We start from the raw sequence: 11571 nt of genomic DNA on the forward strand, positions 1-11571 counted from the left end.
TGGTCATGTTTGTGAGTGCTCCTTAAAACCTGTCTCACAAAACCATACGGCCGCATCGTCTTCGCCGCCTGCGCCATCGTGTGGTATCTGCGTTTCTCTGACCGGTGGCCTAGCTCGACGCGAGGTCTTTGGCTGGACATGACAGCAGGGGTGTTCCCTGCACCGAAGAGGGGCAGTCGACGAATCCGGGCGCCTCATAAGGAGACTCTGAACCCGGACAAGACGATCAAGCGTGAAGAATTCGCTGGTGATTACCCTCTCGATCGGTGGTCGTTCAAAGCCGCGGCTTCCGTTTTCACTTCGATTGCCGCTCCGGCTTCGGGCGCATTGTCGGGCCAGTCGCAAACGGAGATGCGCATTGTTCCACCGCCGTTGCTTGAGCGTGTTGGCCCGATCGTCGGCACTGCACCAGATGACGGGAACTCAGCCCACCTCTTCGCCTCCCAACTCCAGTACGGCGTTGCCCTCATCGGCGAACGAGGATCGGGTAAGTCGCAATTGGCCAGAGCGCTGTTTGGCTTCGACATTCTCGAACAGATGTGCCCGTCCGGGCTTCCCGGCTTCCCCGGTGAGAAGAACTCACTCATCGCCTTCGAGAACAAGGGTCCCGATGGGGCCAAGCACTACCTTGACTGGGCGGCCGCCCTTGGGCAGACGGCTGTTCTCATCGACGTTGCCGACACCAATACGTTTGGAATCGACTTCACCGCCACGGGCGGGTCGATGAGCTCGCGGGCGAATGAGTTCGTCGATGCACTGGTCTATGCCTTCGAAGATGGCGCTATTCAGTCACGCGCGAGGACATCTCTGGGCCAGATCTTCACCCTCGCCTTGGCGGTTGAAGCCACACCAGAGATCACGGCCTCAGCCAATGAGAACCTCGAGCCCCTGGAACCGGTCATCGAATCAGGCCGCTCATTCGTCTACTACGCCTACGTCCTCTCGGGCGGAACCGGTGGCGGTGATGCTATCGCTAAGCGGCTTCATGCTGCCATCAAGGCCTACGCCGGTGACAACCCTGACAATGACGCGGTTGTCGAAGCGATGACGTATGGATCCTACCCGTTCACGAAGACCCCGTCTGAGCGGCTGAAAATGTTTGAGTCCTCGCAGACGAAGCTGTCTCAGCTGGCCGAGATGGAAGGGTGGTTCACCCCCAAGAGGTCGAAGGTCACCTGGCATCAGGTGGTCACAGCATTCCGTCCGACCGTGCTCAACTTCGGTCAGTCCATCTCGGGTGAACAGGTTGCTGAGCGAAACACGAAGCTGATGTCGTCAATGGCCCTCTACACCTTGCAGCGTCAGATTGAACGCACCTGTTCAGGCTGGGAGGAGTTAAAGCAGTGGGTCTCGATCTACGCCGATGAGCTCTCACTGTTGGCGGGGTCAACAGCTGAGCCAGTCGTCTGGTTCCAGGACAAGGGGCGTTCTTTCGGCGTGAGAACCATCTTCGCCACTCAGCGTCAGACTCAGTTGATGAGCGAGGTCGCCGACATGCTGTTGTCGATGAAGACCCTCATCGCCTACAAGCAGCGCAATCCAGACATCATCGACAAGCTTGTGCGCATCCTCGACCCCAACGGGGAGGACTGGAGAGCCAGCGATATCACGAGCCTGCCGAACTTCACGGCAGCAGTGAAAACGTCGACCAATGTCAACGATCTCCCCGCATTCACTCTCTCGGTCGAGAACTTTGAAGCCGAACGAGCAGCCTTTGCCACCAGGCAGGGCTACCAACTACCAACCACGACAGAAGGCGCTGCATGAAACTCTCATCTCTCTCCTCTCCCATCGCCGATACCGGGTTTGCCGCCCACGACCGCGTAGACCCCTTCTATGACGGACTGTGGACTCATGGGTCTCAGGGGCTGTGGACGAGATTTTCCGAAGCCAAAGCTCAGCACGAGGCGGGCCTGGTGCGGTTGCCTAAGTACCTCGATATTGGCAAAGAGGAGGCGATGGCCCGAGTCACCAGCACCAACCAGTGGGGGCTGAAGCTGGCGTTCCTGTCAGCGTTGGATGCCTACCGCACAGTCACGGCTGAGCAGATGGTGGCACTGACTGGGGCCAAGTTCCACCTGAGCCATGGATCACCTTTCGTCCCCGGCATGTTTGCGTCCGGGCTCATCGATATGGGGCGAGTGTCATCGGCCCTCGCTCCGGGACGTGCCGGCGCTCTGGGACACCTCTACAGGCCGTCTCGCACCACCTCATTTGATCGGGATCTTGCACCACATATGACCTATCCAGAGCTGGTCTCAGTCACTGGTGGTCAGCCGTGGACTTCCGGTGGTCTCTACGACCGACACAACACCCTTTCGACTGAGCTGATGTTGCGATTGGCCGAATACACCGATATCGCAACCATGTTGGGGGAGAAGTTCTCAACTTTCGACATGCTCTTCGGCTCGGGTGTCGGGCGGAAACCAATCGAGTCTGGTCGCCGTGGTGACGGCGTCATCATTCGCCCTGACGGGGTGCGAGTGGTCATGGAAGTGACTGCCTCGATGTCACCGGATTCGTTCAATACAAAGGTGCGCCGGTGGGCCGAATACTTCGACGCCTACCCATACGAGTCCAATGGTGTCGTCGTCTGCTTCGTCATCGCCAACCCAACCCAGGACATGTCTTCGCATTCGAAGGTTGCCCGGAACTCAGTCAAACGAGCGTTGCGCAAGGCCGCGTCGCAGAATCCCGGCTCCGGTCGAACCCGCTCACGCCACCGCATGTTCTTCACCGACTGGCAAGACTGGTTCCCTGCACGTGGCGAAGTCTCGACTGATTTCCTCGACATGATCGCCTACCGCCCTTCAGCCGAGGCGCACGGCCCGGATGAGGAATGTTCAATGCTCCTCGATGATTCTCTTGACTTGCCCAATCCCACCTTCGAACCTCTGGCAGTCGTAGACAATGCTGCTGGACTTCGCCAGACCCCGCTGTGGTTGCGTGCCGGGAAGCAGCCGACTCAGATCGTCGACACCGAGGTGGAGGCCGCAGGTCTGGCCGATCACCCCGCGCTGGAGCCTGATCGCCGCAGAACTCGATTCGGTCAGACCCTCCCACCGCCGCGCTTGCGCACCATCACCCATAATCTTCCGCCGCGAGCGACATCGTCGAAACAGTGGGCCGACTACCGCCGACTCATCGAGGGAGAAGGGGCATAGACACAGTGAAACCAATTCGACTCAACGAAGGATTCCGACATGGCAGATAACGACGAGGACAAGAGCCGTTTTTCCAGGTGGCTCGACGATGTCCGATCGAACAAGCGCAGCGAGGTCAACTCCTTCTGGCAGTCGACGACCGGTGTGGTCGTGGCAATCATTTTCCTCTCGCTGATCGTCGCCGGTGCCATCGTTCGGGCATTCATCTAAAGGAGCTGCCATGTCAGGTGCAAGTTACGGGACCCCTGGTGGGTCGCTTGGTGAGGATGAAGACACATCCTGGGCGGCGAACAAAGCCGTCGCTGAGGTAGGCCGGATCGGAGAACAGATCGTGGGAAATATGCTCACCGACCTGGTTGTCGCAAGCGACGGTGCCGTCGTCCTCCACGACCTGTCCATGCCGGCACATTGGTCGAAGGCCAACATCGACCACATCGTCATTACCGGTTCCACGGTCATCATCATCGACGCAAAACGGTGGAAGCCCAGCGCCTATTACACTCTGCGATCGACTGCCTACCGGGGACTGTTCTCACACTTCAAGCACGCACAGAAGAACGGAATGGGTCACGCTGCCGATTCGATCCAGTCGATGCTGTCCAAGCGGAACCTCTACGCCACGATCTCAACACCTTTGGTCGCGGTCGTTCCCACGGGCCCCGGTTTCATGTCGACTCACTTCCTCCGATTCCCACGGGCCGAGGTGGTTTCGAAGAAAGCTCTGGCTACTCGCGTCCGCCGCCTGATCCGCGACAACGGTCCTGCCGACCAGGGCATCGTCGATGCACTCTCGTCTTTGCTCAAAGACTCTTCCGCCTATTCGACCTCAACGGGAACACTGCCTGTCAGCAATCAGGCGCCGACCATTGACGCTCCGGTCACCCCAGTATCGAAGGTCGCCAACAACGTGACGTTCGTTGCTGGCGGCATTGCAGGGGATGAGACCAATGATGATAAAGAAGGGCGAGCATGAGTCGGAAGGTTCAACAGCGTAAGGGTGATGATTCTCCGCTGATCTTGGCCGGTGCCGTCATCCTCGCGCTGGTCGCCACCTGCTTCGGCTACCCAGGCTTCGTGCTTGTACCGATTGGTGTCACGATTGCTGCCTACATTGCATCGCCACCTGAGCTCACTGACAAGAAGAACGGCCGGCCAGTTCCAGCCAATGACAGCGAGAGTGCCAAGTTGCGCAAGTACCACGCACGGCAGTCCTTGAAGTCAACGTTTTTCAATCCTCAAGCCTGGTGGCCAGGCACCGAAGTGCGACTGTCCTGGTTCGTCTTCCTCTCGTTGTCGATCATCGTGGGAATGATCCCGGCTCACTTCGATCACTTCGGGCTCCTAAGTGACTACGACGTGGCCGACCACATATTCGGGCTCATCAATGCGATCGCCATCTTCATCACCATCACCGCCTACGATGATGCCTCTCGGCGGTTTGCCTCCGAGGACGAACCTCGACCAGCTGTGGGTTGGAAGGATCTCAAGTCGGCACTGCCGAAGACACTGAAGGTCACCGCTGAGGTCCCCAACTTCATCAAGCTCATTGTCGCTCACGGTCTCCAAGTCATCGTCCTGGCCATCTATGTCGTCGTCGGAGTTGTTGCCACCATTGCAGCAGGTTTCGGTCTGCGCATTCTCGCCGCCCTGTGGGAATCGTTAATTGGACATTCGCTGACCACCTACGGCCTGCCAACATTGGCCTTCGCTGCTTGTGGCGGTATCGGACTGACTCTTATGCTCATCGCCGCAGTTGTGCGCCCGAAAGTCATCAGCAGTTGGCGCCTGCGTGAAGCTGCTCGGGCCGAATGGAAGCCACGGTGGGCGGATCTGAAGTTCGACCCGGCACCTGGCCTGACGGATCGTCGCCAGCTCAGCGCCGGACTAGTCGACACGTTCCGCGCACCGGCAGGCAAAGGTGCGATGACGTTCATCGACAAAGAGTCGGACATCATCCCAGCACTCGGAGCCGGACAGTCAGCAGCAGTCATCGAGTCCCCTCAAGTAAACGCGCTCGGTCAAGAGGTCGAAGGATCGATCCACCCGAATGAGTTCCGTGTTGTCCAGATCCCATCCGATTCCGTTCCTGATGCCTTCGACACCGAGGCTGATCCTGAGGTTGCCCGCCTGGCCGCGATCTTGTCATGGAAGCCAAGGTGGGCGTCGCTGAAGTTCAAACCCGCACCACGTCTGATCTCGCGTGAGATCGTCGGCTCCTTCGCAGTCGATACCTTTGATGCCCCGCAAGGGCGCTCTGCCACTGAGTTCATGACCACCCATGCAGCTAAGGTCACCCCCACGCTGGGCGCTGGCGTCTCTGGTGCGATCCTGTCCATCGCTGACCAGAACGGGGTTCACCCGACCCAGTTCCGTGTCGTGGCCTCAAAGACCGATCAGGCCTCGTCGATTACCGACCCAACAATTGGAGACGAGGAGCTCTCAATCGCGTTGGAGTCTGTCATCGCCACCGTCTGCAACGACGCCCAGTACGCCCGCCCCGACATCGCCTCCATCGTCCCTCTCCATGACGAGTCCTCGCCTGTTGCGGCGTGGTACGTCGGCCTGTCGATTGACCCTGGCATTGTCCGCCACATGCGACTCAAAGGTGGTCTGCAATCGCAGTTCGCGGCAAAGCTCGGCTGCGTCGCGGCACTCAACGACAACCCAGAGCGCAAGGGCGGTCTGGCTCTCTACGTCGGAGCCTTCGACAGTGACGAGCTCTCACCCAATGAACCCGGTCGCCAGATGTTGCCTGAGGTCGCCGGTGTCCGCGAAGAAGACTGGTGGAACGGCAAATGGATGACAGCGCTGGACTCAAAGATCAACGCACCGTTTCCGATTCCTGACACCCCTCAGCAGGATGCGACTCTCGTCGATGGTGCCACCTTGCACCGTCGCTTCTTCTCGATCCTCAACAATGAGCGTGTCTCCGACTACTTGAGCCCGAAGATTGAGGAACCGCTGTCGGTGGCTCTGTCGTCTGCATTGGCCGGCGTCACCGGATACATGGAACGTTCGGGCAATGACTTCAACCAGCACAACCAGGTCATCGTCGTTCAGTGGGCCGATCGAAACAAGCCCGTACCGAAGTCCCCGGCCTACCTGAGGCCCCCGGCCCGGAGCTCAAAAGTCTCCGCCGAGGATTGGCTGCTCAAGCTGATGATCAATCAGGCATTCGACGCCGCGAAACTGACTCGACCGGGCGTGACGTCGACGGCCCCGTTGTCGTCGCCGAATGCCGACGACGGATCTCACCTGTGGCGAGTGAACATGACTCTGCTTGGGGGAGTGACGACCGATGTCATCCGCAAGCACCTGCCGCGCATGAAGGAACGCCTCTCGATCCCGTGGGCGACAGTGTTCAAAGACACCTCCGGGGCCAACACCACGGGAGTCAGTATTGTCATGGGCGCCCACCCGGAACACGTGAGCCTGGGCAATGAGAAACGCGACCGGCCGCTCTTAGTCGACCTCGAATGGCAGAAGGCCTTCGCTGAGGCCAATGTCGCATCCGCCTCTACCGGGGAAGTCCCGGCTTTGGTGAGCACTCACACGTTGGAGTACAACGACAAGGTCCGATCAACGACGTTCACGTTGCCCGGTATGGATCTGGCCAAGCCTCGTGGTGCGATTGGCAAGCTCACCTCGGCTACGGGCAACGCCTTCCTCCAGGTCAATGCTGACCCGAATTCTCCACGACAGTTCATACTCCTGTCGTCGAGGACTGATCCGATGCCCGAAAATGTCGCCTTTCCAATCCAGGCGCCCGTCGTCGGTAAGGAGCAGGTTTTTGGCGTCGGTATTGACGGTCGACCGAACGGTGTCGATTGGTCGAGCACGCCTCATTTGCTCATAGTCGGAGGCTCGGGAAGCGGCAAGAGCGTATTGGCGCAGTCGGTGATGTACGGGGCCTTAGCTGCCGGCCACAGTGTTGTCCTCATCGATGCACAGAAGTACGGTGCTGACTTCCACTTTGCGCGCCGATACTCGTCGGCCTTCTGCACCACGGTCGATGAGGCCAGAGCCGTCATGGAGTCTATCTACGCCGAAGTCCAGCGCCGGGCGGCGCTCAACGGCCAATATGGTGTCAGCTCGTTCGACGAGCTGCCTGAGAGCGTGCGTCCGAAGCGAATGATCGTCTTCATCGACGAGTTCTTGGGCCTCGTTTCAACCGGTTCCAGGCCACCGTCGAAGCCGGAATCTGATCCGAAAGCTGAAGAGGCTCGCCTGGCCGCAGAGCGGTCGTATATGAGCAAACGGCGTCTGGCGTTCCTGGTCGGTCGTGTGGCTGCTGAGGCTCGTTCAGCTGGGATCAATCTGTCATTGATGACGCAGAAGATGACAGCGAATTCCCTTCCCGATGACCTCTCAGACCTCAAAACAAACCTGGGCCGGGTGGCGTTGGGCAAGATGTCTTACGGCGACAAGATGTCGGCGCTGCGAGATCCTGAGGCATCGCCGAACCTTGGCGAGATCGTGCCCAAGGGCCGCCTCATTTGGGAATCAGTGACGGCACCGGCAATCGCCTTGCAGGGATACTTTTCTCCGGTCGATGAGTTTGAAGCTAGCCTGGCCTCGTTCATGGGCGATCCCGCAAACATCGAGCACATCGACTTCAGTGAACACCTGCCCGATGACTCCTCAGACGTCATCGAAGGACGGATCTTGGTTGCCGATGAGGCCGAACCGACCGAAGTGGCCGATGATCTTCTTCTCGACCTCGAGCTTGCCGACGTCGACGATGCCGGTGACAGTGAGATTCCGGATTGGGCCAAGGACTTCGCTACCGATTCTGCCGCATCTGCCGAGCCCGCGGGCGACGTTGGTGCCGACGATGAGACCCCTACCTTGGACCTCGATGACCTGGACGATATTGATCTGTCTGACTCCGAGGCTACTTCGATCAGCCAGGCACAGGAGCCGGTCACTGCTGAAGCCTCTGAGGCTGACATCGACTGGGATGCCTTCTTTGCTGAGGCCGATACTGGAGATGCTGATAGCGCAGACGAGCCCGATGTTGTTGAGACATCGTCTAACGAAGTGGTGATCGAGCAGCCGGTAAGCAACCGCAATCCGATCTCAGTCGAAGACGCAGAGGCTCTCGTGTTCATGGACATCGACGGATGTCTGGCGCCATTCGGAGGCCCGGCCCGCCGTGGTCAGATGATGATCGAACCCGCCGAGGGCACCTACGGAGACTCGATGGCGGTGGATCCGCGCATCATGAAGGCTGTCACCACCATCGATGCACCGATCGTCTGGTCGAGTGCACGTGAAGTCGAAGATGCCGACGTACTGGCAACCCACATCGGGTGGCCGGTGCTTCCTGCGATTGATACGGCTGCCAACGGTCCAGGTCCTCACGAATGGTTTAAGACCAATGCCATTGTGGCGTTCCTCGACGAGGTCCCATTCGTCGCCCGCATCGTTGTCATTGACGATGACGACGCAGTTGCCGGACTCGGCACAGTGCTGACAGAGGCAGGCTATGACCACCTCATCATCCAACCGGACTCGGCGAAGGGGCTGACCCGGGACCACATTGCCGAGATCAACTCATTCTTGGCCGGAGGGGGTGACGACGCCGACGAGGCAGAATCAGAGGCTCCCGTCCCAGCACCAGTCAAGACACGGCGTTCTACTCGCCCTGCCAAACGACCACGTCGCGCAGCTGCGACATCCCGGCTGCCCAGCGACGACGAATTCTGACCCGAAAGGAAAGGTGATCGCCCGTGATGGGAGGACACCATGCGATCTCTGGCACCGCTGGAGCTCTGGCCTTGGCTGGAACCACCGGAGTGAGCCTCGGAGTCATCGATGCCGGAAGCGGCATGTCGTTGGCATCCTTCGCCGCTATGGTCACTGGAGCCGCACTGTTGCCGGACGCAGACCATCACAATGCGACGATCGCTCACTCCCTGCCAAAGCTTGGGCCTCTGCCATCACCATCGGAGATCATCTGCCGAATGATCGGGAAGATCTCTGGCGGGCACCGGCATGGGACCCATAGCATCATCGGGATCGCGGCCTTCGTCGCCCTGGCGATGTTGCTGGGACAGCTGCGCTACGGCGGACTGGCCATTGGCGCCGCGATCATGGGATTTGTCCTCACCTCTTTCGCCCTGAAAGCTTTGAAGCTCTCCGGGCCGTTCTCCGTCCTGCCCTGGGGCCTGTCGCTGGCAGTTGCTGGGTTCGTCATGAAGGAGTTCGACACCGATCCATTCATGCTTCCATTAGCGGTGGGTTTGGGCTGTGCGATCCATATAGTCGGCGACATGGCCACGACTGACATGTGCCCGATCCTCTACCCCTTGAACCCGAAAGCCCCGAAAGGATTCGAGCACATTCCGGTTCTCGGCTCGTGCTGGAACGACAAGGGCAGCTTCGGATTCCCAATCCTCGGCAATGCGGGATCGATTCGGGAGTGGATACTCTGCCTCGTTTTCACTGGCTATGTTGTCCTCGCTGCAACGACGGAGGCAGGCATATTCGATCCAGGTGCGTGGGCAACGCTGCCGCACTTCGACGAGATCAAGACCGGCCTGACCGATCCACTTGGATAGCAGGTCCCCGCATATTGTTGCATCACGATGACGCGCCATACCGAGACAACTAGAGTTGGTGTAGGTTGAGTACATGACTAGACTCGACGATTACATCAGTGCGGAGCAGCTCGATCGATTGCGTAAACTTGCCCGGTCGGTTGAGCTTCACAGGCGAGAACATTTGGAGCTGAAAGAGAAGTTCGATGAGCTTGCGACCGCCATTGCTGAGGCCGGCCCTCCGGGCACTCTGACTGCAATGGCGACTGAGCTTCAGGTCTCTCGTGAATGGTTACGTCGAACAGGCAGGCGCTATTACCGTAGTGTCATTCGGCGTACCAAAGACGGCCGAATGCTCATTTCCATGCCTGCCAACAATGTCACTGCTGAGCGGGACTACGAGATTCGTGACAAGGCGTCCCCGCCGAATGTTCTGGCTGTGGTCAAGGGCAGGTCACTGTTGGACGCGCGCCAGGAGCAACTGGAAGCATACCTGGAAGGTGGGGAGCACTTGACCAATATTTCTGTAGTCGACGTTTCTCACCTGATCGAGAGCACGCAGCATCCGACAGTGGCGCCTGACACGGAGCCGGAGGTATGAGTACTCGCGCGTCAGCGAACACGATGAAAGGGATCCTCGTTGGCAGGGCCGTGACAGTGACCGCGACGAAGCTGTATGAGCTGAGAAGGTATGACAGGTCTCGGAAGTGTTGGGTGTCTGACCGCGAAAGACGCCAACGGTTCATGGAAGAAGCAGCGACGACGGCCAGAATCCTACGCCGGGGGCTGGCAGGCGGTCTTGAGCTCATTGATAAGGAAGCTTCTGACCCTGCCGAGGGTGAGCGGACTCTGAACTACATGTTGCGGGCTCTCATCGACTCTGGCGGACCATACTGGTCAGGGAGCTTGGATACGTTCTTTGATGAGCTGTCGCCCGGCGCTCAAGCAAACGCTCTCAAAGACCTCGAAGCGATGGCGCATCGCGTGGCGAGAACACTGATGAACCGTGCGGCGGAAGACCGCTGGAGTCTCATATGGGCGGAGGCTGCGGACGCCGCGGGGTGGTTCATGGATGACATGGTCGAGGTGAGTACGAAGAAGGGCCGGCTTATTCGCCCCGACCTTTTGATCAGACGCGATGGCCGAGAGTCGCGGCTGATTGTTGATTTGAAATATCGATCCGATCTGACTGAGAGGTCAGTCGCAGACGCGCTCGACGACGTAGCTGAAAAGTACGCCCGGCCATACTGTGACACTTTCGGACGCAGAGTGTGTTTTTCGGTGCTGGCATACAACGAGGATGATTGCTTGTGGTCTCGGGAAGAAGAGTTCTTGCCCCAGGCGTTCGCTGTGGGCACCTAGTCGTTGAGCTGATCCGCCAACGCTAGGGCGGCACACAACAGGCCTTCCGTGGCGTGCATGATCCGCTGTTGTCGCACCGTTTCTCGCGCCTCGTCGCCGGCCCAGGGACTATCTTCTCCCGGTCGGCTGGCGAGGTCGCGGCATTTCTCGAGTTTGCGCTTGGCGCTGGCCAGCTGGGCCGATCGCTCGTCGGGGCTGATGAGGCTGCTCAATCTTCGCCGGTGATGCCGTAGTAGTCGCGCATGAAGCGTTGCATCATGATCAGCCGGTTGTATTTGAGCCGGGAGCACACCCGCTGGTCAGGCCCGTCAGCGCAGCAGAGTCGGCTGTCTGCGGAAGAGGGCCCCAGTGCGCAAACATTCGACCCCGCCGCCGCGTGAACCTGACGATATTAGGCTCATCGTAATCGAGAGTGTAAAACCGGTCTGAAACCACCGGACTCAAGTAGGCACCTCGCGATGTAATGAGTCAGGTTGCGAAACCCGAGTGCCGATCCTCGAAGG

8 protein-coding genes are annotated in these 11571 nt (G+C 59.2%); all 8 read left to right on the forward strand.

Features of this window, described 5'->3' with window-relative positions; genetic code table 11:
* Positions 1 to 351: 351 nt before the first annotated feature.
* The 8 genes from INT40_RS20000 to INT40_RS20035 all read left to right on the forward strand — a co-directional run bounded on the left by INT40_RS20000 (position 352) and on the right by INT40_RS20035 (position 11068).
* Positions 352 to 1767, forward strand: coding sequence for a hypothetical protein (locus INT40_RS20000; protein WP_193096840.1), 1416 nt, complete (start codon positions 352 to 354; stop codon positions 1765 to 1767).
* The gene (locus tag INT40_RS20005) at positions 1764 to 3164 is read left to right on the forward strand and encodes a hypothetical protein (protein ID WP_193096841.1); all 1401 of its coding nucleotides are present in this window, start codon (positions 1764 to 1766) and stop codon (positions 3162 to 3164) included. The genes INT40_RS20000 and INT40_RS20005 overlap by 4 nt, the downstream gene beginning before the upstream one ends.
* Before the next feature lie 39 nt (positions 3165 to 3203).
* Positions 3204 to 3374, forward strand: coding sequence for a hypothetical protein (locus INT40_RS20010; RefSeq protein WP_186292995.1), 171 nt, complete (start codon positions 3204 to 3206; stop codon positions 3372 to 3374).
* A gap of 10 nt (positions 3375 to 3384) precedes the next feature.
* The gene (locus INT40_RS20015; RefSeq protein ID WP_193096842.1) at positions 3385 to 4137 is read left to right on the forward strand and encodes a nuclease-related domain-containing protein; all 753 of its coding nucleotides are present in this window, start codon (positions 3385 to 3387) and stop codon (positions 4135 to 4137) included.
* The gene (locus INT40_RS20020; RefSeq protein ID WP_193096843.1) at positions 4134 to 8873 is read left to right on the forward strand and encodes an FtsK/SpoIIIE domain-containing protein; all 4740 of its coding nucleotides are present in this window, start codon (positions 4134 to 4136) and stop codon (positions 8871 to 8873) included. Before INT40_RS20015 ends, INT40_RS20020 begins: the two co-directional genes overlap by 4 nt.
* A gap of 26 nt (positions 8874 to 8899) precedes the next feature.
* Positions 8900 to 9727 (forward strand): metal-dependent hydrolase, encoded by an 828-nt coding sequence (locus INT40_RS20025; protein WP_226831713.1) that lies wholly within the window; start codon positions 8900 to 8902, stop codon positions 9725 to 9727.
* Between the two features lie 73 nt (positions 9728 to 9800).
* On the forward strand, positions 9801 to 10307 hold the full coding sequence (locus INT40_RS20030) for a hypothetical protein (protein WP_193096845.1): 507 nt from the start codon (positions 9801 to 9803) through the stop codon (positions 10305 to 10307).
* 143 nt (positions 10308 to 10450) lie between these two features.
* Positions 10451 to 11068: a hypothetical protein gene (locus tag INT40_RS20035; protein ID WP_193096846.1), complete on the forward strand. Its 618-nt coding sequence runs from the start codon at positions 10451 to 10453 to the stop codon at positions 11066 to 11068.
* The last annotated feature ends 503 nt before the right edge of the window (positions 11069 to 11571 follow it).

Origin of the sequence: Brevibacterium sp. FME17 (assembly GCF_014897515.1) — a bacterium.
In the GTDB taxonomy this organism is placed as follows: Bacteria; Actinomycetota; Actinomycetes; order Actinomycetales; family Brevibacteriaceae; genus Brevibacterium.

Bases quoted from the DNA above. Each gene is read 5' to 3' on its own strand.
- INT40_RS20000 (WP_193096840.1), top strand. From the start codon at position 352: ATGCGCATTGTTCCACCGCCGTTGCTTGAGCGTGTTGGCCCGATCGTC.
- INT40_RS20005 (WP_193096841.1), top strand. From the start codon at position 1,764: ATGAAACTCTCATCTCTCTCCTCTCCCATCGCCGATACCGGGTTTGCC.
- INT40_RS20010 (WP_186292995.1), top strand. From the start codon at position 3,204: ATGGCAGATAACGACGAGGACAAGAGCCGTTTTTCCAGGTGGCTCGAC.
- INT40_RS20015 (WP_193096842.1), top strand. From the start codon at position 3,385: ATGTCAGGTGCAAGTTACGGGACCCCTGGTGGGTCGCTTGGTGAGGAT.
- INT40_RS20020 (WP_193096843.1), top strand. From the start codon at position 4,134: ATGAGTCGGAAGGTTCAACAGCGTAAGGGTGATGATTCTCCGCTGATC.
- INT40_RS20025 (WP_226831713.1), top strand. From the start codon at position 8,900: ATGGGAGGACACCATGCGATCTCTGGCACCGCTGGAGCTCTGGCCTTG.
- INT40_RS20030 (WP_193096845.1), top strand. From the start codon at position 9,801: ATGACTAGACTCGACGATTACATCAGTGCGGAGCAGCTCGATCGATTG.
- INT40_RS20035 (WP_193096846.1), top strand. From the start codon at position 10,451: ATGGAAGAAGCAGCGACGACGGCCAGAATCCTACGCCGGGGGCTGGCA.